A 23,272-nucleotide genomic window follows, 5' to 3' on the forward strand; every position below is an offset into this window, starting at 1 on the left:
AGGTAATATTGTGCCAGCCTACGCGTGCGATAGTGCCAAGCAGATCAATATGGAGACCGGCCATGCCAGCTTTTTTAATATCATATTCAACGGCTTCGGAGGAAACTAGAGCGAATCTTGACGAGTTCATGGTTGCGTTGGGAGCAGTGCATCTAGGTGATTGTCTATGCGGTTTAGAAATGGAGCTGGAACTTGAGCCATTTCGCGAATGGCTGATTAGTCAGTTAGAAGAAAGCGATGCTTTAGTTGTAATTGAGCTTCGCCCACATCTTGGGCAGACAAATCAGAATCTCTCCAAGGAGGCTGCGATTTGGCTGGAGAGGATGCTGAAGGCTGATTGACTCAGCGCGCATTGTGTAAAATAAAGCGTAAGCTCCTGCTACGCGCTCATAACTTAACGTAGATAAATTTTGTATGGGGCAGAGCGTTGTTGCGATTGGAATTTCACAACAGTTTCTTCTAAGCAACGGAGTTCAGCCATGTCGAAAGACCAACGCGATTTCCGTATTAGTAGGCATTTGCGACGCTGGTTCTGGTTCGGTATCGGTGTACTGGCGCTACTTTGGGTTCTCGCCGCCTTTGAAGTGGTCGATTATCTGTCTGATGCGGATCAGGCTGCGGAAGCACTGCGTTAATCTTTCTTTGCCCGCCCTTGCCCTTGGGTGCGGAGTACCTATTTGATGTCGATGGAATCCGACGAGCAGAATAATACAGCCAGTAAACGAAAAGTGCGTGAGCGCTGGGCTGAAAGCGGGCAGACTCGCGAGCGCTTGGCATTTACTTCGGCTTTGGTGTTGCTCTGGTCGCTGGGCCTGTGGTTCGTTCTGACACACTGAATCGCCGAACGATTCCCAAACTAGAACCCCAATTGAAATGATTGAGAGCGCAAAGCCACGTTAAACGGGCCGCGTTGGGGTGGACTGTAGGGTGGATTGAATTTGCGTAGACTTCTAAAAGCTTATTCAAATCAATCATTTATCGGGGAATATTGGTGCCCAGGAGAGGACTCGAACCTCCACACCGTTGCCAGTACTAGCACCTGAAGCTAGCGCGTCTACCATTCCGCCACCTGGGCACGTATCGTGTGGGGTGCTCTAAGGCTCAGCCGGGGGACTGTCAATCGCAATTTATGCGAAAATTGGAAAATCCTCCACGCAAGGCGCTGCAACCGGGGGTTTGGCCTTGTGACAGGGGCGGTGCGCGGGTACATCCTGTCAGAGAATTTATCTACAGGAGCGGCAGAATGTCTAAGCTGGTCACGATTTATGGCGGTTCGGGGTTTGTCGGACGCTATATCGCGTATCGCATGGCCAGAGCTGGTTGGCGGGTGCGGGTGGCGGTGCGCCATCCCAATGAGGCGCTCTTTGTGCGGACCTATGGTGTGGTCGGCCAGGTCGAACCTGTCTTGTGCAACATCCGCAACGATCGCTCCGTGGCCGATGCGCTGCGTGGCGCGGATGCGGTGGTGAACTGCGTCGGCATTCTGGTCGAAACCGGTAAGAACAGCTTTGACGCCGTCCAATCCGAAGGGGCGGAGCGTATCGCCCGCATGGCCGCCGCCGAGGGGATCGGCCATTTCGTGCATGTCTCTGCCATCGGCGCGGATATGGAGGCCGAGAGCGACTATGCCCGCACCAAGGGCGAGGGCGAGGCTGCCATTCTCAAGCATATGCCCCATGCCGTGATCCTGCGCCCCTCGATCATGTTCGGGCCGGAGGACGAATTCTTTAACCGTTTCGCAGGCATGACCCGCACCGGCCCGATCCTGCCGGTCGCCGGGGCCTCGACCCGGTTCCAGCCGGTGTTTGTCGATGACGTGGCCAAGGCGGCGGAAAAGGCGTTGGAAGGGCAAGCCGCTTCGGGCGTCTATGAACTCGGCGGTCCCGATGTGGATACTTTCCGCGGGTTGATGCAGCGCATGCTCAAGGTCATTCACCGTCGTCGTTTGGTGCTCAACATGCCGTGGTTCTTGGCCAAGATCGTGGCCTTTGGTTTCGACATGGTCCAGGCTGCGACCTTTGGGCTGTTCACCAACAAGATGCTGACCCGCGATCAGGTCAAGAACCTGCGCAAGGACAATATCGTAGCGGAAGACGCGCGCGGCTTTGCCGAGCTTGGCATCACCCCCACCGCAATGGATGCGGTGCTGCCCGACTATCTCTGGCGGTTCCGGCCCTCTGGGCAATATGACGCCATCAAAGCATCGGCACGTAACCTGCGGCAGGGATAATGGAACAATCGACCACTCTGATCGCCGCCTTTCTGGGTTTGCTGGAGGGGCTGACAGAGTTCATCCCCGTATCTTCGACCGGGCATCTTTTGCTGGCCGGTCATTTTCTGGGTTTCGAAAGCGCCGGACGGACCTTCGAGGTCGTGATCCAATTGGGCGCGGTGCTGGCGATCCTCACGGTCTATTCCGCGCGTCTTTGGGCTGTCTTCTCGGCCGCACCGCATGATCCGCAGGCGCGGCGGTTCATCTGGTCGGTGCTTCTGGCCTTTCTGCCGGCGGTCGTGATCGGCGTTCTGGCGCATGACTTCATTAAAACGGTCCTTTTCGAGACGCCCCTGCTGATTGCCGTTATGCTGGTGCTGGGCGGGGTGGTCCTGTTGGTCGTGGATCGCATTGCCCCTGCACCGACCCATTCCGATGCGACCAAATTCCCGCTTTCCATGGCTTTCAAGATCGGTGTGATCCAATGTCTCGCCATGATCCCGGGCACCTCGCGGTCGGGGGCAACGATCGTTGGTGCTCTGTTGCTGGGGGCCAGTAAGCGGGCAGCGGCGGAATTCTCCTTCTTTCTGTCAATGCCGACGATGGCGGGCGCTTTCGCCTATGACATTTACAAGAACCGCGACGTGCTGGACGCTTCGGCGATGGGCGAGATTGCCGTGGGCTTCGTCATGGCCTTTATCTCTGCCGTTTTCGTGGTGCGTTGGGTGCTCGATTACATCAGCCGCTATGGTTACGCGCTTTTCGGATGGTGGCGAATCCTTGTGGGCGGGGTGGTTATCCTCGCGCTTTGGGCTGGGTTTTAGCGGGTAGGTCCGCATCGGACCTTAAATGATGCATAAAAATGATCGCCGAGCCCCCCATTTGCTCGGAAAGAGGTAAATAGGTCAGCATTGCTGTCTTTTATTTACTTTGGCGCTCTCGTATACGAGCCTTCTGACGGAATTTGTCGAAGGAACGGGTATATGGCGAAGCAGGTCATGCTGAAATTTACAGACGTTGCGCGGGATATGCCCGAAAAACGCCCGCCCGATTTGCGCCGGACGGATTTCGATGAAATTTACGCCGAATATGCGGATGCAAAAGCGGCAGAGCAGTCGAGCCGGTGCAGCCAATGTGGCGTGCCCTACTGCCAAACCCATTGCCCTTTGCACAACAACATCCCCGACTGGCTCCGCCTGACTGCCGAAGGGCGTCTGCAAGAGGCCTATGAGATCAGTCAGGCAACCAATACTTTCCCCGAGATCTGTGGCCGCATCTGTCCGCAAGACCGCCTGTGTGAAGGCAACTGCGTGATCGAACAGTCGGGCCATGGCACCGTCACCATCGGCTCGATCGAGAAATACATCACCGACACGGCATGGGAACAGGGCTGGGTCAAACCCGCCGCCCCGCGCGAAGAGCGGCCCGAAAGTGTCGGCATCATCGGCGCGGGCCCGGGCGGTCTGGCGGCGGCGGATATGCTGCGCCGCGCGGGCGTGCAGGTCACTGTCTATGACCGCTATGACCGGGCGGGCGGCTTGCTGACTTATGGCATCCCCGGCTTCAAGCTTGAGAAAGACGTGGTCGAGCGCCGCAATGCGCAGCTTGCCGACGGTGGCGTAACCTTTGAGTTGAACTGCGATGTCGGTGTCGACATCAGCTTCGGCGCGATCCGGGGCAAGCATGACGCCGTGATCATCGCGACCGGCGTCTACAAAACCCGTGAGATCGAAGCCCCCGGTGTGGGCGGATTCGGCGTAGAGCGGGCGATCGACTTCCTCACCGCCTCCAACCGCAAAAGCTTTGGCGACACGGTCGAAGAATTCGAAAACGGCCGTCTGAACGCCGCGGGCAAGAAGGTTGTCGTGATCGGCGGCGGCGATACGGCGATGGACTGCGTGCGCACCTCAATCCGTCAGGGCGCGGAAAGCGTCAAATGCCTCTACCGCCGTGACCGGGCCAATATGCCGGGCAGCCAGCGCGAAGTGCAAAACGCCGAGGAAGAGGGCGTGATCTTCGAATGGCTGAGCGCGCCCAAGGGCTTTGTCGGTGATCCGGTGACCGGTGTGATGGTGCAAAAGATGCGCCTCGGCGCGCCTGATGTCACGGGCCGCCAGTCGCCCGAGGTGATCGAAGGCGCCGACTATGTCGAAGACGCCGACATGGTGATCATGGCCCTTGGCTTTGAACCCGAAGACCTGCCGACGCTCTGGAACGAGCCGGCGCTGCCGGTGAACCGTTGGGGTACGATCAAGGCCGACTACGTCACCGGGGCCACCGCGCTCGACGGGGTCTATGCGGTGGGCGACATCGTGCGCGGCGCGAGCCTTGTGGTCTGGGCGATCAAGGACGGGCGCGACTGCGCGCAGGCGATTCTCGACGATTTCAACGGGGCGCAGCGCATCGCGGCGGAGTGACGGCACCGGGGCGGCTTTGCCGTCCCGCCCCATGCGGCGCTGTCCGAGACCAAGAATGAAATAGACGTGACGCTCGGCAGCCGTGCCTTTGTCAGAGCGCACGAGAACAAAACCAAGGCCGAAGTCACAGCAGGATTTGCGGCGTTTGTGGAAGGAACCAAGACATGACCAAATATGATGATGCCTGGGTGGCCCGCGAAGAAGCCAAACGCGCGATGATGGCCGAAAAAGGCATGTATAGTTTCGAGGAAGAGCATTCCTCCTGCGGCGTGGGCCTTGTGGTCAACATCAATGGCGAGAAGACCCGCGAGGTCGTCGTCAACGGGATCAATGCGCTGAAAGCAATCTGGCACCGCGGCGCGGTCGACGCAGATGGGATGACCGGCGACGGCGCGGGCATTCATGTGCAAATCCCCGTCCCCTTCTTCTATGAACAAGTCCGCCGCACCGGCCACACCCCGCGCGAGGATGAGTTGATCGCGGTGGGCCAAGTCTTCCTCCCGCGCACAAATTTCGCGGCGCAAGAGACCTGCCGGACCATTGTGGAGACCGAAGTGCTCCGCATGGGCTACTACATCTATGGCTGGCGCCATGTGCCCGTGGACATTTCGGTGCTGGGCGAAAAGGCCAATGCGACCCGGCCCGAGATTGAGCAGATCCTGATCTCCAACGCCAAGGGCGTGGATGAAGAGACTTTTGAGCGGGAGCTTTACGTCATCCGCCGCCGGATTGAGAAAGCCGCCATCGCGGCGCAGGTGCCGCAGATGTATATCGCGTCGATGTCCTGCCGCTCGGTCATCTACAAGGGCATGATGCTGGCCGAACAGGTGGCGGAGTTCTATCCCGACCTGAAGGACGACAAATTCATCAGCGCCTTCGCGATCTATCACCAGCGCTATTCCACTAACACCTTCCCGCAGTGGTGGCTGGCGCAGCCCTTCCGCATGTTGGCCCATAATGGTGAGATCAACACCCTCAAGGGCAATATGAACTGGATGAAGAGCCATGAGATCCGCATGGCCTCTGCCACCTTTGGCGACATGGCCGAGGACATCAAACCGATCGTGGCGGCGGGCTCCAGCGACTCTGCCGCGTTGGATTCGGTCTTCGAGGTTCTGGTGCGCGCAGGCCGTTCCGCACCGATGGCCAAGACGATGCTGGTGCCTGAGTCGTGGTCCAAACAGGCGGTGGAACTGCCGCAGGCATGGCGTGACATGTATTCCTATTGCAACTCCGTCATGGAGCCTTGGGACGGTCCCGCCGCCTTGGCGATGACCGATGGCCGCTGGGTCTGCGCCGGGCTTGACCGCAACGGGCTGCGCCCGATGCGCTATGTCGAAACCTCGGACGGCATGTTGATCGCCGGTTCCGAAGCCGGGATGGTGCCGCTGGACGAGGCACGCGTCGTGGCCAAGGGCGCGCTTGGCCCCGGGCAGATCATCGCGGTGGATATGGCAGAGGGCAAACTCTTCCATGACACTGAAATCAAAAACAAACTGGCCGCCAATCAGCCCTTCGGCGAATGGGTCGGCAAGATCACCGAGATGGATGATGTCCTTGCCGGTGTCACCGAAAAACCGCTGTTCGAAGGCGCCGAACTGCGCCGCCGTCAGGTGGCCGCGGGCTATACAATCGAAGAGCTGGAACAGATCCTCGCGCCGATGGCCGAGGACGGCAAGGAAACGCTGGCTTCGATGGGCGACGACACGCCTTCGGCGGTGCTCAGCGGCCAGTACCGCCCGCTGAGCCATTTCTTCCGCCAGAACTTCAGCCAGGTCACCAACCCGCCGATCGACTCCTTGCGCGAATTCCGGGTGATGAGCCTCAAGACCCGCTTCGGCAACCTCAAGAACGTGCTCGACGAAGACAGTTCCCAGACCGAGATCATCGTGCTCGACAGCCCCTTTGTGGGCAACGCGCAGTTTGATGAGCTGATGGCCCAGTTCAAGGTGCATACTGTCACCATCGACTGCACCTTCGAGCCCGGTCCCGGCAACCTGAGCGCCAGCCTCGCGCGCATCCGGGCCGAGGCGGAAGACGCCGTGCGCTCGGGCGCGGGGCATCTGGTGCTGACCGATCAGCACAGCGGCGCTGACCGCGTGGCGATGCCGATGATCCTTGCCACCAGCGCGGTGCACAGTCACCTCGTGCGCAAGGGTTTGCGGACCTTCACCTCGCTCAACGTGCGTTCGGCGGAATGTGTCGATCCACATTACTTCGCCGTGCTGGTGGGCTGCGGTGCGACCGTGGTGAACGCCTATCTGGCCGAGGATTCCCTCGCCGATCGGATCGAGCGCGGGCTGCTGGACATGACCCTGACGCAGGCGGTGCAGAAATACCGTGAGGCGATTGACCAAGGTCTGCTCAAGATCATGGCGAAGATGGGGATTTCCGTGATCTCCTCCTACCGCGGGGGTCTCAACTTCGAGGCGGTGGGCCTGTCCCGCGCCATGTGTGCCGAATATTTCCCCGGTATGACCAGCCGCATCTCCGGCATTGGTGTCGTCGGCATCCAGCGCAAGGCCGAGGAGGTCCACGCCAAGGGCTGGCAGGGCGACGGGGTGGTGATGCCCATCGGCGGCTTCTACAAACTGCGCCGCTCGGGCGAAAAACACGCTTGGGAGGCGAGCAGCATGCATATGCTGCAAATGGCCTGCAACAAAGCGTCCTACCAGATGTGGCAGCAGTATTCGAAGAAGATGCAGAGCAATCCGCCGATCCATCTGCGTGATCTGCTCGACATCAAGCCCAAGGGCACGCCTGTGCCGTTGGAAGAGGTGGAAAGCATCACCTCCATCCGCAAGCGTTTCGTAACGCCGGGCATGTCGCTGGGGGCGCTGTCACCCGAGGCGCATAAGACGCTGAACGTGGCGATGAACCGTATTGGCGCCAAATCCGACAGCGGCGAGGGCGGCGAAGATCCGGCGCATTTCGTGCCGGAGGCCAATGGCGACAACCCCTCGGCCAAGATCAAACAGGTGGCCTCGGGCCGGTTCGGCGTGACGGCGGAGTATCTGAACCAGTGCGAAGAGTTGGAAATCAAAGTCGCACAGGGCGCCAAGCCCGGTGAGGGGGGCCAGCTTCCGGGCATGAAGGTCACCGACCTGATCGCGCGGCTCCGGCATTCGACCAAGGGCGTGACCCTGATCTCGCCCCCGCCGCACCATGACATCTACTCGATCGAAGATCTCGCGCAGCTGATCTACGACCTCAAGCAGATCAACCCGCGCTGCAAGGTGACGGTGAAGCTGGTGGCCTCCTCCGGCGTCGGCACCATCGCGGCGGGTGTGGCCAAGGCCAAGGCCGACATCATCCTGATCTCGGGCCACAACGGCGGCACCGGGGCGTCCCCGGCGACCTCGATCAAATACGCGGGCCTGCCTTGGGAGATGGGCCTCACCGAGGCGCATCAGGTGCTGTCGATGAACAACCTGCGTGACCGGGTGACCCTGCGCACCGACGGTGGTTTGCGCACCGGGCGTGACATCGTCATGGCGGCGATGATGGGGGCCGAGGAATACGGCATCGGCACCGCCGCACTCATCGCCATGGGCTGCATCATGGTGCGCCAGTGCCAGTCCAACACCTGCCCCGTCGGCGTGTGCACGCAGGACGAAGCCCTGCGCGGCAAGTTCACCGGCAATGCCGACAAGGTCGTGAACCTCATCACCTTCTACGCGCAGGAGGTGCGGGAAATCCTCGCCTCAATCGGTGCGCGCAGCCTTGATGAGGTGATCGGCCGCGCCGACCTTCTGACGCAGGTCAGCCGTGGCTCGGCGCATCTCGACGATCTGGACCTCAACCCGCTGTTGATCACCGTCGATGGCGCCCATGAGAACGTCTATGACCGCGACAAGCCGCGTCAGGTCGTGCTCGACACGTTGGACGCGCAGATCGTCCGCGATGCCGCGCGCTTCCTTGAGGATGGTGAGAAGATGCAACTGTCCTATGCCGTGCAGAACACCCATCGGACCGTCGGCACGCGGGTGTCGAGCCATATCGTCAAACGCTTCGGGATGCGCAATTCGCTGCAACCGGACCACCTGACGGTGAAGCTGACCGGCTCGGCTGGGCAGTCGCTGGGTGCCTTTGCCGCACCGGGGCTCAAGCTCGAAGTTTCGGGCGATGCGAACGACTATGTCGGCAAGGGTCTGTCGGGCGGCACGATCGTGGTGCGGCCTTCGATGGCGAGCCCGGTGGTGGCGTCGGAGAATACGATCATCGGCAACACGGTGCTCTATGGCGCGACGGCGGGATACCTCTTTGCCGCGGGCCGGGCGGGCGAGCGTTTCGCTGTCCGCAACTCGGGCGCGCATGTGGTGATCGAAGGCTGCGGCAGCAACGGTTGTGAATATATGACCGGCGGTGTGGCAGTGATCCTTGGAGAGATCGGCGCGAACTTCGCTGCCGGGATGACCGGGGGGATGGCCTATCTCTATGATCCCGAGGGCTCGGCCCATAAGTTGATGAACGCCGAGACCATCGTGAGCTGCCCGGTCACCGTGGCGCATTGGCAGGATCAGTTGCACGGGCTGCTTGAGCGCCATGTCGCCGAGACCAAGAGCCGCAAGGCCGCCGATATCCTCCAGCATTGGGAGACCGAGAAGCACAACTTCTTGCAAGTTTGCCCGAAGGAGATGTTGGTGCATCTGCCCGCGCCGCTGAGCGTGGAAGAGGCGGCGGTTCCGGCGGAGTAAGCTATCCCCCGCGCGGCTCCGGTCGCGCGGGGAGGGCCATCGCCTGCCCGCGGGTGGGCGATACGACGCCGCGAACTGCCACTTCATGGTGCCGCCATGGTGTGTCTTCGCGGGTCTCGCTGAGCCTCGCCAAATCGCCTATCCGTCCGGGCGCAGGCGAAGGCCCGGCGCCTTCGGCTTGATTCCGGGCCGGGGTGGTAGACAGACCGGGATGCGCTACTTCCTCCGCATCGGAGGACTTCATGCGTAAAATTCTGATCACCCTTGCCTTCCTAACCGGCCTCGCTGCCTGCACCGACACCGCCCCGCGCGGCGGGGGCGACATCCTCGTGCTCGGCGATTCCATCATGGCGTGGAACGGCAATGCCGCGATCCCCGATGTCATTGCAAACCAAACAGGGCGCAGTGTCACCAGCCGTGCCGTGCCCGGCGCGCAGTTCGATAACGGCTCGGCCATCGCCTCTGCCGTCGGCTTTGACATTCAGCAGCAGTTCCCCGGCGGGCGCTGGAACTGGGTGGTGGTCAATGGCGGCGCGAATGACCTGAACGCCGATTGCGGCTGTGGTGCCTGTGGGCCGGCCGTAAATGCGCTGATCGCCCCCGATGGCCAAAGTGGCAGCATCCCCGCATTCCTGCAACGTCTGCGCGCCCAGACCGGCGCGCAGGTCATGTGGATGGGCTATTACGCAGGCTCCGGTTCGGGCGCCTTCGCGGGCTGCCGTGATGATCTGGTCGAAATCGAATCCCGCATCGCCAGCCTCGCCGCGAACCGCCCCGGGGTCCATTTCGTCGATTCCGAAGATGTGATCGACCGGGGGGATCGCGGGCTCTTCGCTCGCGACAACGTACATCCCTCGGCCCGTGGCTCGGCCCGGATCGGAGCCTACCTCGCGCAAGAAATCACAGCGCGCGAGAGCCGTTCACAAAAACCCGCAGACGGCCTATAGCTGATCCATGGCGACACGGAAAAAGACCGCCCCCAAGGGCAAGAAATCGAGCAAGGCAAGCCCCCCGTTGAAGAAACGCGCGGGCCGCTGGCTGGTGCGCGCCTTGGCGCTGGCCTTTGCCCTGGTGGTGCTGTTGGTGCTGCTGTTCCGCTTCGTCAATCCGCCCACCGGTTTCTACATGCTTTCGGAATCGCGCCGTCTGGGCGGGATTCAGCGCGACTGGGTGCCGCTTGAGCAGATCGCCCCCGTGATGGCCCGCGCCGCCGTGGCGGCGGAAGATGCGAATTTCTGCAACCACTGGGGTTTTGACATGCAGGCGATCCGGACCGCGATCGAAAACGGATCGGCCCGCGGGGCGTCGACGATCAGCCAGCAGACGGTCAAGAACGTCTACCTCTGGCATGGCCGCTCGTGGCTGCGCAAAGCGCTTGAGGCCGGGATGACCCCGCTGGTCGAAACCCTCTGGCCCAAGCGGCGGATCATCGAGGTCTATCTGAATGTGGCCGAGTTCGACGAAGGCATCTTTGGCGTGGGGGCGGCGGCGCCGCATTACTTTGGCGTCGCGGCGGCAGACCTGAGCGCCACGCAGGCCGCCCGGCTTGCCGCGATCCTGCCCGACCCGAAAGAACGTTCGGCCTCGCGCCCCGGTGACTTTACCCGTAAGCGCACGGCGCAGATCATGGACGGGGCGGCGACCATCCGCGCGGACGGTCGCGCCGCCTGTTTCGAGAGTTGAAAATCCCTCCGCCAGCAGGCATGGAAGAGTGCAATCCCTTTAACCACACGGACTTTATATGACGGCTCGCTTGTTTCACGTTCCCTTGTCCCCCTTCTGTCGCAAGGTGCGGCTTAGCCTTGGGGAGAAGAAGATCGAGGTGGAACTGGTCGAGGAGCGCTATTGGGAGCAAGATTCCGATTTCCTGCGCCGCAACCCGGCGGGCAAGGTGCCTGTGCTGCGGCTTGACGGGATCATGATGGCCGAAAGCGCCGCGATCTGTGAATATATCGAAGAGACCCGCCCCGAGGCATCCTTGCTGCCCAGCGACCCGGTACAGCGCTTGGAAGTGCGGCGTTTGGTCAGTTGGTTCGACGACAAATTCCATGACGAGGTGACCTCGAAACTGCTGTATGAGCGGGTTAACAAGAAAGTCACCAAACAGGGCTATCCGGACAGCAAGAACGTCAAGGCCGGGGCCAAGGCGATCAAATATCACCTCGATTACATGGCGTGGCTGCTGGATCACCGCCGCTGGCTGGCCGGCGACGTGATGACGCTGGCCGATTTCGCCGCCGCGGCGCATCTGTCGTCGCTCGACTATATCTCGGACGTGGATTGGAACCGCTCTGACGTGGTCAAGGACTGGTATGCCAAGATCAAGTCGCGCCCGGCCTTCCGCTCGATCCTCGCCGATCAGCTGCCGGGCTTCCCGCCGCCGGTGCATTACAACAACCTCGACTTCTGATGCCTGCCCGCCCTCGCGCCGAAATCGGGCCGGAGGCTCTGAAGGCGCGGGTGGTGGCCCGGGCGCTTGAGGAAGGCTTTGTCGCCTGCCGCATTTGCCGCCCCCAAGACGTGCCTGAGGTGCCCGAACGGCTTGCCCGCTTTGTCGAGGCCGGGTTTCACGGGCAGATGGGCTGGATGGAAGAGCGGATGCATTGGCGCGGCAACCCTGCCGCCCTTTGGCCCGAGGCGCGGTCGGTCATCATGCTGGCCGAAAGCTACACCCCCGAACATGACCCCCGCGCGGTGCTGGAGCATCCCGACAAGGGCGCGATTTCGGTCTATGCGCAGGGGCGGGACTACCACGATATCGTCAAGAAACGGCTGAAGCGGCTGGCCCGCTGGCTGATGGAAGAGACCCGCGCCCTTGACCCTGAGGTGAAGGTCTTCGTCGATACCGCCCCGGTGCCGGAAAAGGCCTTGGCGCAGGCCGCCGGTTTGGGTTGGCAGGGCAAACACACCAACCTGCTAGGCCGGAAGTTCGGCAATTGGGCCTTTTTAGGCTCGGTTTTCACTACGCTCGATCTGCCGCCCGACGCCCGGGAGGTGGACCACTGCGGCTCTTGCCGGGCCTGTCTCGAGGCTTGCCCCACGGATGCCTTCCCCGCGCCCTATCAACTCGACGCGCGGCGCTGCATTTCCTATCTGACGATCGAACACAAAGGGCCGGTCGATCTGGACCTGCGCGAGAAGATGGGCAACCGGATTTACGGCTGCGACGATTGCCTCGCCGCCTGCCCGTGGAACAAGTTCGCCGTGGCGGCCAGCGATATGCGCTATCACGGCCCCTCGGTGCAGCCCGCCGATCTGGCCGAGCTTGCGGGCCTTGACGATAGCGCTTTCCGCGCGCGCTATTCCGGCTCTCCGATCAAACGGATCGGGCGGGATCGTTTCGTGCGCAACGTGCTCTATGCCATCGGCAATTCCGGGCTGGCGCGGCTGCGCCCCGTGGCGCAATCTCTGACCGAAGACGCTGACCCCACCGTGGCCGATGCCGCGCGTTGGGCCGCAGCGCGTTTGGCATAGGAGGCACGCCCATGGCGGTGTTACTGGGCGTCGACACGGGCGGCACCTACACGGACGCGGTGCTGATCCGCGATGAGACCGAGGTGATCGCCACCGCCAAGGCGCTGACCACCCGCGCCGATCTGGCCGTCGGCGTCGGCAAGGCGGTCAGCGCGGTTTTGGCCCAATCCGGTGTGGCGGCGGAAAAGATCGCCATGGCCTCCCTCTCGACCACGCTGGCGACCAATGCGCTGGTCGAAGGGCAGGGCGGGCGCGCCGCGTTGATCTATGTCGGGTTTCGCGCGGCGGACCTTGAGACCCATGGCCTGTCAGCGGCCCTTCGGGGCGATCCTTGTCTACTGCTCTCCGGCGGGCATGACCACGCGGGGGCAGAGGTGGCGCCCTTGGACGAACCGGCCCTGATCGCCTTTTTAGAGACGTATAAGGCCGAGGTCAGCGGCTTTGCCGTGGCCAGCCAATTCGCCACGCGCAACCCCGCGCATGAGCAGCGGGTCGCGGAACTGGTGGCCGAGGTCACGGGACGCCCCGTCTCGGCCTCTCACAGTCTCTCGGCCAAGCTGAACGGGCCGAAGCGGGCGCTCACGGCGCTGTTGAACGCGCGGTTGATCGGCATGATCGACCGGCTGATTGGCCGGGCAGAGGATCAATTGCGCCATCTCGGCATCCACGCGCCTTTGATGGTGGTGCGCGGCGATGGCGCCCTGATGTCGAGCGCACAGGCCCGCGAACGGCCCATCGAGACCATCCTCAGCGGCCCTGCGGCGTCACTGGTGGGCGCACGCTGGTTGACCGGGGCAGAGACGGCACTGGTATCGGATATCGGCGGCACGACGACCGATGTGGCCCTATTGCGCGACGGTCGCCCGGCGATTGACCCGGCGGGCGCGCAGGTCGGTCCCTACCGCACCATGGTCGAGGCGGTCGCGATGCGCACCCACGGGCTGGGCGGTGACAGCGAGGTGCATTTCACGTCTGAAGGGCTCACCGCAGGCGTGACCTTGGGGCCGAAGCGGCTGTTGCCAATCTCTCTCATCGCGGTCGACGCGCCGGAGGTGGTGCATAGCGCCTTGGATGCGCAGCTACGCCGCAGCGTGGTGGCAGAGCACGATGGCCGCTTTGTCCGCGCCGTAGTGGTGCAGGGGGCCGAAGGTCTGGCTCCGCGCGAAATGGCACTGTTGGAGCGGATCGGCGGCGATGTCTGGCCCTTGGGGGATGTGCTGCGCAATCGGGTCGATCAAAGCGCTTTGGCGCGATTGGTGGCACGCGGGCTGGTGCAACTGGCGGGGGTGACGCCCACGGACGCGAGCCATGTAGCGGGGCATCTTTGCGCATGGGATGCCGGTGCCGCGCGCAAGGCGCTGACCCTGTTCGGGCGCAAGCGCGGCGGATCGGGGATGCGGTTCTGTCCTGATCCTGATGACCTCGCTCAGATCATCCTCGACCGGTTGACCGACCAGACGACCCTGGCCCTGTTAGAGACCGCATTCGCCGAAGAAACACCCGGTTTCGACCTGCCGCCAGAGGTTCTGGCGCGTCATGTGCTGATGCAGCGCGGCCTCTCTGGCCATCGCGGCGTGCTGCGGATCGATGCGGGGCTGAACTTACCTGTGGTGGGGCTGGGCGCCTCGGCGGCGACCTACTACCCGGCGGTGGGCGAAAGGCTGGGCAGTGAGATGATCCTGCCCGCGAACGCTCATGTCGCCAATGCCATCGGCGCGGTTGTGGGGCGGGTGATCATGCGCGAGAGTGCGACCATTACCGTTCCGAACGAAGGGGTGTTTCGCCTCCACCTCGCCGATGGGCCGCAGGATTTTTCGACCGCTGAACGGGCCTTGGCCCAAGGGGAGCGCGCTTTGACCGAAGCCGCCCGCGCCCGCGCATTCACAGCCGGGGCGGCGGAAATCGAATGTCATGTGACGCGGGATATCCGTCTCGCGGATGTCGAGGGGCGGGAGGTTTTTGTCGAAGCCGCGCTCACCGTCGAAGCCTCGGGTCGCCCTCGGGTGGCGGTGGGCTAACCCCCGGCGCGGGGCCGGGGGCAGCGGTTCATTCTGCGGCGTCGCGCTTGGGCAGCACCCAATCGGCGCGCGGGAAGTGGCAGGTGTAGCCGTTCGGCAGCCGCTCAAGATAATCCTGATGCTCGGGTTCGGCCTCCCAGAAATCGCCCACGGGCTCGACCTCGGTCACCACTTTGCCGGGCCAGAGGCCAGAGGCTTCGACATCGGCGATGGTGTCTGCGGCCACGGCTTTCTGCTCGTCATTCACATAGTAGATCGCCGAGCGATAGCTCATCCCGATGTCGTTGCCCTGACGGTTCACTGTGGTCGGGTCGTGGATTTGGAAAAAGAACTCCAGCAACTCACGGTACGAAGTTTTCTCGGGGTCGAAGATGATCTCGATCCCCTCGGCATGGGTGCCGTGGTTGCGGTAGGTCGCGTTGGGCACGTCGCCGCCGGTATAGCCGACGCGGGTCGAGACGACTCCGGGGCGGCGGCGGATCAGGTCCTGCATGCCCCAGAAGCAGCCTCCGGCCAGCACTGCGCGTTCGGTTGTCATGTCACATTCTCCACTTGGTTGAGGTACTCGCCATAGCCTTCGGACTCCATATCATCACGATGGATAAAGCGCAGGGAGGCGGAATTAATACAATAGCGCAGGCCGCCGCGGTCGGGCGGGCCGTCGGGGAAGACATGGCCGAGATGGCTGTCGCCGTGCTTGCTGCGTACTTCCGTGCGGATCATGCCGAGCGAGGCGTCTTCCAATTCTTCGACATAGGCAGGCTCGATCGGCTTGGTGAAGCTAGGCCAGCCGCAGCCGCTTTCGTATTTGTCGGACGACGCAAACAGCGGCTCGCCCGAGACGATGTCGACGTAGATGCCCGGTTCCTTGTTGTCGAGGTACTTGCCGGTGCCGGGGCGTTCGGTGCCGTTGCGTTGGGTGACGTGGAATTCTTCGGGGCTCAGCGCGTCAATCGCGGCGTTGGTTTTCTCGTATTGGGGCATGGCGTCCTCCATTCATGGGCTTGGCCTATAAGATGGGGTGTGGCGGTGAAATTCAAAGGGGGTGCGGCTCACACTGGCGTTACGCCCTGCGCTGGCGCGACACTTGGACGGCAAGGATGCCGCCCGCGATGATCGCAACGCCAAGGATGTCGCGCGGCCCCAGCGTTTCGCCCAGCAGCAGCGCTGCGATGGCCACGCCGAAGAAGGGGTTGAGGAAGTGAAAGGTCGCCGCCCTTGTGGCGCCGATGCGGTTGACCAGCCAGAACCAGACCACGGTGGCGGCAAGGCCGGGGACAAGGCAGGTATAGGCGAAGGCCAGCGTCAGGCGCAGGCTGGGGTCGATCCGAGGTGTTTCGAACAGCGCGGTGGCGATAGAAAGGGCAACGCAACCGACGAGCATTTGCAGCCCCACGACCATCAGGAAGTTGCCGCCCGAGGTCGCGCCGCGCACCAGCAGGGTGGCGGCGGTGAGGGCCACCACCCCGATGGCGCAGAGGATGAGGCCATAGAGGTCCACCTGCCCGCCAAGGCGCGCGCCCATGATGATGGCGACGCCGATGACACCCGCAAACAGTCCTGCGATGCCTAGAGGGCGCAGTTTTTCACCCAAGAAGGCCCAAGCGGCGAAGCCGACCAGCAGCGGCATGGTGGAGGCGATGATCGCGGCGAGGGACGCCTCGATGGTCTGCATGGCAATGAAGTTGAGGCCGAGGTAGACTGCGTTTTGCAGCACGCCGAAGATGATCGTCGCCCGCCACTGCGCCGGGGTGAGCCGCCAGCTTTGCCCCAAAGCCAGCGCGATGCCGACGCCGATCAGGCCGGAGATCAGGTAGCGCAGGGAAAGGGCAAGGAGGGGAGAGGCGTCCATCACGATGATGCGGGCGGAGGTGAAGGCCGAGGACCACATCACGGCAAAGGCCAGACCCATGAGAATTGCGCGGATGTCCATGAAATGCCCCCTGTGCTGAACTTGCTAAGCAATGGCGGGTTTGGAAGGGGAGGGCAAGGTGCAGAAAACTGGTCAGTATGCCACCCAGCCCGGAATCAAGCCGCAAGCGCCGGGCCATCGCCTGCCCGCCCGTCACGCCATAGGTGTTTTTTTGTTAGGGCGCGCCTTTGGTGCGACCGGGTAGGTCATCCAACAAGGCTGGGTAGCGCTTTGCGAAGTCATCGCATGGCTGCATCATAAAGTGGCACGACGCAATGTCGGATCGCCGACCTGCGGGCAGGCGGTGGCCCTCGTGGCCAACGAAAAAGGGCCGCCCGAAGACGACCCTTTCGTAAACGCTCAGCCCAAGGCTTACTCGTTCACGCTGTCCTTCAGCGCCTTCGCGATGGTCATCTTGACCACTTTGTCGGCGTCTTTCTTGAACTGTTCGCCCGTGGCGGGGTTGCGGACCATCCGCTCGGGGCGCTCACGGCAATAGATTTTGCCAACGCCCGGCAGGGTCACGGCACCGCCGGCGGACACTTCGCGGGTGATCAGGTTGCAAACGGCGTCGAGCGCTGCGCCTGCGGATTTCTTGTCGGTGTCCATCTCTTCTGCCAGAGCAGCAACGAGCTGGGTCTTGGTCATCGGTTTTGCCATTTTATTCTCCTTAGACTGCCCGCTTTTTAGGGCCTCATGGCCGGAATGTAACGGTATGTTGTGGGATAACACAACGAATTGTGGCGCTATAAACGCGAAAACATGCGATTTTCCGCTGTTTCGAGCCCTATAGGAACGCCGTTTCGTCGAAGGATCGCAATTTCCGGCTATGGATCCGCTCTAACGGCATGCGGCGCAACAGCTCCATGGCGCGAATGCCGATCATCAGATGGCGGGCGACTTGGGTCTTGTAAAAGTCCGACGCCATGCCGGGCAGTTTCAACTCCCCATGCAGCGGTTTGTCCGACACGCATAGCAACGTGCCATAGGGCACCCGGAAGCGATAGCCGTTGGCGGCGATGGTCGCGCTTTCCATATCCAACGCCACGGCGCGAGACTGGCTCAGCCGTTGCACCGGGCCGGACTGGTCGCGCAGTTCCCAATTTCGGTTGTCGATGGTGGCGACGGTGCCGGTGCGCATGATGCGTTTGAGCTCATAGCCCTCAAGCTGGGTGACCTGCGCCACCGATTGCTCTAGCGCGATCTGGATCTCGGCCAGCGCCGGGATCGGCACCCAGACCGGCAGGTCGTCGTCCAGCACGTGATCCTCGCGCAGGTAGCCATGCGCCAGCACGAAATCACCAAGCGCCTGCGTGTTGCGCAGGCCGGCGCAGTGGCCGACCATCAGCCAGGCATGCGGGCGCAGCACGGCGATATGGTCCGTCGCGGTCTTGGCATTGGACGGCCCGACGCCGATGTTGACCAGCGTGATGCCTGACCCATCCGCCCGCTTGAGGTGATAGGTCGGCATCTGCGGCGTCTTCAACGACTCGCGCAGCGGCGCATCGGGGTCGGTGATCTCGGCGTTGCCGGTCGAGACGAAGGCGGTATAGCCGCTTTCGGGGTCGCGCAGCATCTCGCGGGCGTATTGCTCGAACTCCGTCACGTAGAACTGGTAGTTGGTGAACAGCACATGGGTCTGGAAATGCTCAGGATCCGTGGCCGTGTAATGCGCCAGCCGCGCGAGGGAGTAATCGACCCGCTGCGCGGTGAAGGGCGCAAGCGGGCGCACGTCGTCCTCGGGGACATAGGTGCCGTTGACGATATCGTCATTGGTGGTCGACAGATCCGGCACGTCAAAGACATCGCGCAGGGTAAAGTCGGCGGCCCCCTCTTGCGGCACGTTCATCGCGTTGTCGCCGGACATGGCGAAATGCACCGGAATCGGCGTGGTCGAAGGGCCGACGATCACCGGCTGGTCGTGGTTTTCGATCAACAGGCCGATTTGCTGGATCAGGTAGTTCCGAAACAGATCGGGCCGGGTGATCGTCGCCGCAAAGGTGCCGGGAGAGGAGACATGCCCGAAAGACAGCCGCGTATCCACATGCGCATAGGAGGAGGTGCGAAACCGCAGCTCGGGGTAAAAGGCGCGGACGCGGGCATCGGGGGCCGAACTCTCCATCGCCTTGGCAAAAGCTACCCGCAGGAAGGTCGTGGCCTGCTCATAGAGTTCGGTCAAACGGTCCACGGCAGCGGTCGCATCGCGGAAGCTTTCCGGGGTCGGGGTGTCCGGGGTCAGGATCGTCGTCATGTTTGCGGCTCTAACAATGGGATAATTTCAAATTTTTGCACGTCGACCAGCCCAAGGTCGGAGATACGCAGCTCCGGGATCACCACGAGGGCCAAGAGCGAGTGCTGCATATAGGCGTTGTTGAGCTTGCAGCCGCAGTCGATCATCGCCTGCACCAGACGGTCGGCATCGGCGGCGACTTCGGCGGCGGGACGGTCGGACATCAACCCCGCAATCGGCAGGGCAACCAGTGCCAGTTCCTCGCCATCGCGGAACACGGTGATGCCGCCGCCGACTTCGCGCAGGCGGTTCGCAGCGCGGGCCATCTCCTCGGCATCGGTGCCCACGACGATCATGTGGTGACTGTCATGCGCAACGGTCGAGGCCATGGCCATGCGCCCCTCGTAGCCGAAGCCCGAGACGAAGGCGTTGGTGACCGTGCCGGTGGCGCGGTGGCGCTCCACCAGCGCGATCTGGCAGACCTCGCCAGTGCCCTGCACGCGGCCCTCGGTGACCGGCAGTTCGAACTTCAGCGCTCGCGTCGGGGCTTGGTTCTCGACCACGCCGATGACATTGGCGGTGACGGCATTGGCGCCCTCGGGGGCGGGAATGTCGAAGTCCGCCGCCGCGAGGTCGCGTGCCATGTTCACTGTGTTCCGGGCGCTGCCGGGCCAATCGTAGTGCGGGCAGTCGACGATGCATTTGCCGCCCTCAGCCACGACCTCACCACGGGCAATCACCATCTCCACCGGGAAGGTCGCAAGGTCCGAGGTCAGGATCACGTCGGCGCGGCGCCCGGGGGTGAGCGAGCCGATCTCGCGCTCCAGCCCGAAATGCGTGGCGGTGTTCAGCGTCGCCATCTGCAGCGCCACCAGCGGGTCGCAGCCGCAGTCGATGGCATGACGCAGCACGCGGTTCATATGCCCTTCGTTGATGATCGTGCCCGAGTGGCTGTCATCGGTACACAGGATCATGTTGCGCGGGTCGAGCCCTTTCTCGGTGATCGCGGTGATCTGGGTCTTCACGTCGTACCACGCGCTGCCAAGCCGGATCATCGAGCGCATGCCCTGCCGCATCCGCGCTATCGCGTCGGCCTCGCAGGTGCCCTCGTGATCGTCCGCCGGGCCGCCGGCCACATAAGCGGCAAAGGCGGGGCCAAGGTCGGGCGAGGCGTAATGCCCGCCCACCGTTTTGTTCGCCCGCTGCGTGGCCGCGATCTCGGCCAGCATCTGCGGGTCGGCGTTGCTGACGCCCGGGAAGTTCATCATCTCGCCCAGACCGACGATGCCGGGCCATGTCATTGCCTCGGCCACGTCCTCGGCGGTGATCTCGAAGCCCGTCGTCTCCAGCCCCGGCGCCGAGGGCGCGCAGGAGGGCATCTGGGTGAAGATGTTAATGGGCTGCATCAGCGCCTCATCATGCATCATCCGCACGCCGTTGAGCCCCAGCACGTTGGCAATCTCATGCGGGTCGGTGAAGGCCGAGGTCGTGCCATGCGGGATCACCGCGCGGGCGAATTCGGCCGGGGTGAGCATGGTGCTCTCGATATGCATGTGCCCGTCGCAAAGGCCGGGGGCCATGTAGCGCCCCTTGGCCTCGATGATGCGGGTGCTCTCGCCCCGGCAATGGCTGGCGTCGGGGCCGACGAAGGCGATGCGCCCGGCGGCGATGGCGATGTCATGGTCGGGCAGGCATTCGCGGGTGTGCACATTCACCCAAGTGCCGCCGGTGATGATCGTGTCGGCGGGACGGTGCCCGGCGGCGACCTCGACCAATTGCGCGGCCACATCGGGCCAGGAGGGGAACGTTTTATCTGTCATGTCCAAAGGTGCCATAGGGCTGGGGGAGGTTCAAGCGATCCTGCCCTTGGAAAGGGCGCGCGATGTTGCCAGAGCGCGCCGCTTACGGCTAACTGACGCGCAAGGCATTTGTGGAACGACTATATGAATTTTCTCTTTGTGCATCAGAACATGCCCGGCCAATATCGAGAATTGATACAATGGCTGGCGCAGGCGGGCGGGCATCGCATTTATTTTCTGACCCAACGTCAGAACGCGCCGCAGTTGCCGGGGGTCGAAACCCGTGTCTATCGCCCCCATCACCGCCCCGAAGAGAAGGCCTATGGTCTGTCGCGCATTTGGGAGGAAGCTTCGGGCAATGGGTTTGGCGCCGTCAACGCCGCCCAGCAGATCGAAACGCGAGAGGGGTTTCGCCCTGACCTCATCATCGGTCACGTCGGTTGGGGAGAGCTGAGTTTTTTCAAACAGCTTTGGCCGGACGTGCCGATCATCGGTTATTTCGAGTATTACTATAACATGACCGGCGGGATGGTGGGTTTTGACCCTGCCGAGAAAATCTCGGCCCATGCGCCCTACCTCAACCATGCCCGCAACATCGTGCCGCTGGCCAATATCGAAACCGTCGATCTGGGCCATTGCCCGACCCATTGGCAGCGCGACCGTTTTCCCGAGAGCTTTCACCGCAAGCTTTATGTCTGTCACGATGGCATCCGCACCGATCAGCTCTTGCCCGACCCGGATGTAAGCCTGCGTCTGGGGCGTTTGGCGCGGCCCGTGACGCGCGAGGATGAGATCATCACCTATGTCGCGCGCAATCTGGAAAAAACGCGCGGCTTTCACACGATGATGCGCGCGCTGCCGCGTATCTTGGCCGAACGGCCCCATGCGCGGGTGGTGATCGTCGGCGGCAATGAGGTCTCCTACGGCAAGCAGAGCGATCATCCCGGCGGTCTGCGCGGAGAGATGGCGGCAGAGTTGCAGGATCGGGTCGATTGGGACCGCGTGCATTTCGTAGGCAAAGTGCCTTATTCCGACTTTAAGAAGCTGGTGCAGATCAGCCGCTGCCACATCTATCTGACGATGCCCTTCGTGCTGTCTTGGTCCCTGCTCGAAGCCATGTCGATGCAGGCCACAATCGTCGCCTCCGACGTGGCCCCGGTGCGCGAGGCCGTGACTCATGGTAAAACCGGCCTGCTGGTAGATTTCTTCGACCCCGATGCGCTGGCGGCACAGGTGGTAGAGGTGCTTGCCCATCCGCAGGACCATGCCCATCTCGGCCCGGCGGCGCGGGCGCATGTGGTCGAGAACTACGATTTCCTAACCCGCTGCCTGCCCGAACACCTCGCGCAGATCAACGCATTGGTGCCGGAGGGCAAGCGGATCGGCTAGGGTCAGTTGCCGAGGTTTCCGGCGGTATTCACCAGCCCGAAGACCGATCCTACAAGGCCCAGAATGGTGCGGGTATCCGACAGCGGGCTTTCCGTCGCGAGCACCAGATCGCCGGATTGAATGTGAAAATTCCGCGCCGAGAACAGCCCGTCGGATGTCGTGAGATCCAGCGTGAACACCACCCGCGTGCGGCGCGGGCCGCGCACGCCCGCACTCACCGCGCTGGCGGGATATTCGCGCAGGATCAGGATGCCTTCGGGGTCGGCGCGGGATTCGTTCACCCCGCCGATGATCGCCAATGCGTCCAGCGCCGAGACTTCGTCGCGGTTGAAGGGAAACTGTGCCTCTCGCCCGGCGGCACCCAGCGACAGGAAATAGCGGCGGTCATCTTCGATGATCAGCTTATCGCCCCCGATCAGCCGGGTATCGAGGCTTGGGTTCTCGTAAAGCCTGTCAATCGAAGTGGTATAGATATTGGCGCCGCGCAGCAGTTTGACCTGCGGGTTTTCGATGCTGGGGAGCACACCGCCGCCAGCCGAGATGGCGGCGAGAACGGTGAAGTTGTTGTCCGGCATCAGGACGTTGCCGGGTTTGTTCACCCCGCCCACGAGGTCAACCGAATTGCTGCGCCCTTCGGTCATTGCCAATTGCACCTGTGCGGAGGGCACGATCCCCTCAAGCTGTCGTTGCAGCAATTGACGGGCCGAATCCGGTGTGCGGCCAGAGACTTTGACCTTCCCGATATAGGGCATGAAGATCGTCCCGCTTTCTGAGACGCGAATGCCGGGCAGGGTGGCGACTTGTTGAGCCGGTGATGTCAGCAGGGAGTTGTCGCCGCTGTCCCAGACCAAAAGGTCTAGCCGATCACCGGGGCGGATGACTTGGGCATTCGACCCCCGGCTGGCGCCGATCCAACTATGGCGCTTCCCATCTGTTCGGGGCCATTGGGCGACATGGGGCAGAAAGGCGTGGGTCACCGGATAGACAGCAATATCCGCATCCGGAGTTTCCGCCGCCTGTGTCACTTCTTTCTGAATGGCGGCGCCGCGCGGAAGGCTCGCGCAGGCCGCGAGAGAGGATGCCAGCAGGATCGAGAGGAACAGCTTACTGAAGTGCTTCATAAG

19 protein-coding genes and 1 tRNA gene are annotated in these 23,272 nt (G+C 62.6%); 12 read left to right on the plus strand and 8 right to left on the minus strand.

All coding sequences use genetic code 11. The features are described 5' to 3' along the window. Positions 1–62: 62 nt before the first annotated feature. Entirely contained in the window at positions 63–341 is a 279-nt protein-coding gene (locus ACGYK7_RS02000) for a hypothetical protein (RefSeq protein ID WP_394398508.1), read from the plus strand. A gap of 138 nt (positions 342–479) precedes the next feature. Next, on the plus strand, positions 480–635 hold the full coding sequence (locus ACGYK7_RS02005) for a hypothetical protein (protein WP_394398510.1): 156 nt from the start codon (positions 480–482) through the stop codon (positions 633–635). Between the two features lie 354 nt (positions 636–989). On the opposite strand, the gene ACGYK7_RS02010 is transcribed toward ACGYK7_RS02005, so the two are convergent. Further along, positions 990–1,075: transfer RNA gene (locus ACGYK7_RS02010), tRNA-Leu, on the minus strand. 168 nt (positions 1,076–1,243) lie between these two features. Between ACGYK7_RS02010 and ACGYK7_RS02015 the strand changes: the two genes are divergently transcribed. The 9 genes from ACGYK7_RS02015 to ACGYK7_RS02055 all read left to right on the plus strand — a co-directional run bounded on the left by ACGYK7_RS02015 (position 1,244) and on the right by ACGYK7_RS02055 (position 14,818). Next, on the plus strand, positions 1,244–2,230 hold the full coding sequence (locus ACGYK7_RS02015; RefSeq protein ID WP_394398512.1) for a complex I NDUFA9 subunit family protein: 987 nt from the start codon (positions 1,244–1,246) through the stop codon (positions 2,228–2,230). Beyond that, a complete protein-coding gene (locus tag ACGYK7_RS02020) occupies positions 2,230–3,036 on the plus strand; it encodes an undecaprenyl-diphosphate phosphatase (RefSeq protein WP_394398514.1) in 807 nt (268 codons plus the stop codon). Before ACGYK7_RS02015 ends, ACGYK7_RS02020 begins: the two co-directional genes overlap by 1 nt. A 159-nt stretch (positions 3,037–3,195) precedes the next feature. Beyond that, positions 3,196–4,629 (plus strand): NAD(P)-dependent oxidoreductase, encoded by a 1,434-nt coding sequence (locus tag ACGYK7_RS02025; RefSeq protein ID WP_394398516.1) that lies wholly within the window; start codon positions 3,196–3,198, stop codon positions 4,627–4,629. A 164-nt stretch (positions 4,630–4,793) separates the two neighbouring features. After that, entirely contained in the window at positions 4,794–9,326 is a 4,533-nt protein-coding gene (gene gltB, locus ACGYK7_RS02030; protein WP_394398518.1) for a glutamate synthase large subunit, read from the plus strand. Between the two features lie 242 nt (positions 9,327–9,568). After that, positions 9,569–10,273 (plus strand): SGNH/GDSL hydrolase family protein, encoded by a 705-nt coding sequence (locus tag ACGYK7_RS02035; protein ID WP_394398520.1) that lies wholly within the window; start codon positions 9,569–9,571, stop codon positions 10,271–10,273. A gap of 7 nt (positions 10,274–10,280) precedes the next feature. Continuing rightward, the gene (gene mtgA / locus ACGYK7_RS02040) at positions 10,281–11,009 is read left to right on the plus strand and encodes a monofunctional biosynthetic peptidoglycan transglycosylase (protein WP_394398522.1); all 729 of its coding nucleotides are present in this window, start codon (positions 10,281–10,283) and stop codon (positions 11,007–11,009) included. 58 nt (positions 11,010–11,067) lie between these two features. Next, positions 11,068–11,736 carry a glutathione S-transferase family protein gene (locus tag ACGYK7_RS02045; RefSeq protein WP_394398524.1) on the plus strand — a complete coding sequence of 223 codons (669 nt, stop codon included), beginning with the start codon at positions 11,068–11,070 and terminating at the stop codon, positions 11,734–11,736. Continuing rightward, positions 11,736–12,800: a tRNA epoxyqueuosine(34) reductase QueG gene (gene queG / locus ACGYK7_RS02050; RefSeq protein ID WP_394398526.1), complete on the plus strand. Its 1,065-nt coding sequence runs from the start codon at positions 11,736–11,738 to the stop codon at positions 12,798–12,800. The genes ACGYK7_RS02045 and queG overlap by 1 nt, the downstream gene beginning before the upstream one ends. An 11-nt stretch (positions 12,801–12,811) precedes the next feature. Further along, a complete protein-coding gene (locus ACGYK7_RS02055) occupies positions 12,812–14,818 on the plus strand; it encodes a hydantoinase/oxoprolinase N-terminal domain-containing protein (protein WP_394398528.1) in 2,007 nt (668 codons plus the stop codon). Positions 14,819–14,846: 28 nt separating this feature from the next. On the opposite strand, the gene msrA is transcribed toward ACGYK7_RS02055, so the two are convergent. From msrA to ade, 6 genes are all read right to left on the minus strand, one after another. Then, the gene (gene msrA / locus ACGYK7_RS02060; protein WP_394398530.1) at positions 14,847–15,356 is read right to left on the minus strand and encodes a peptide-methionine (S)-S-oxide reductase MsrA; all 510 of its coding nucleotides are present in this window, start codon (positions 15,354–15,356) and stop codon (positions 14,847–14,849) included. Then, positions 15,353–15,802, minus strand: coding sequence for a peptide-methionine (R)-S-oxide reductase MsrB (gene msrB / locus ACGYK7_RS02065; RefSeq protein ID WP_394398532.1), 450 nt, complete (start codon positions 15,800–15,802; stop codon positions 15,353–15,355). The genes msrA and msrB overlap by 4 nt, the downstream gene beginning before the upstream one ends. Positions 15,803–15,881: 79 nt before the next feature. Next, positions 15,882–16,751 carry a DMT family transporter gene (locus ACGYK7_RS02070; RefSeq protein WP_168612445.1) on the minus strand — a complete coding sequence of 290 codons (870 nt, stop codon included), beginning with the start codon at positions 16,749–16,751 and terminating at the stop codon, positions 15,882–15,884. Positions 16,752–17,102: 351 nt separating this feature from the next. After that, positions 17,103–17,390, minus strand: coding sequence for an HU family DNA-binding protein (locus ACGYK7_RS02075; RefSeq protein ID WP_007118569.1), 288 nt, complete (start codon positions 17,388–17,390; stop codon positions 17,103–17,105). 127 nt (positions 17,391–17,517) lie between these two features. Continuing rightward, positions 17,518–18,981, minus strand: coding sequence for an AMP nucleosidase (locus ACGYK7_RS02080; RefSeq protein ID WP_394398534.1), 1,464 nt, complete (start codon positions 18,979–18,981; stop codon positions 17,518–17,520). Then, on the minus strand, positions 18,978–20,780 hold the full coding sequence (ade, locus tag ACGYK7_RS02085; RefSeq protein ID WP_394398536.1) for an adenine deaminase: 1,803 nt from the start codon (positions 20,778–20,780) through the stop codon (positions 18,978–18,980). Before ade ends, ACGYK7_RS02080 begins: the two co-directional genes overlap by 4 nt. Before the next feature lie 123 nt (positions 20,781–20,903). Between ade and ACGYK7_RS02090 the strand changes: the two genes are divergently transcribed. Beyond that, a complete protein-coding gene (locus tag ACGYK7_RS02090; protein WP_394398538.1) occupies positions 20,904–22,148 on the plus strand; it encodes a glycosyltransferase family 4 protein in 1,245 nt (414 codons plus the stop codon). A 2-nt stretch (positions 22,149–22,150) separates the two neighbouring features. Here ACGYK7_RS02090 and ACGYK7_RS02095 read toward each other — a convergent pair whose 3' ends face one another. Then, the gene (locus ACGYK7_RS02095; protein WP_394398540.1) at positions 22,151–23,269 is read right to left on the minus strand and encodes a polysaccharide biosynthesis/export family protein; all 1,119 of its coding nucleotides are present in this window, start codon (positions 23,267–23,269) and stop codon (positions 22,151–22,153) included. Between the last annotated feature and the right edge of the window lie 3 nt (positions 23,270–23,272).

Source organism: Sulfitobacter sp. 1A15299, from assembly GCF_043556915.1.
In the GTDB taxonomy this organism is placed as follows: Bacteria; Pseudomonadota; Alphaproteobacteria; order Rhodobacterales; family Rhodobacteraceae; genus Sulfitobacter.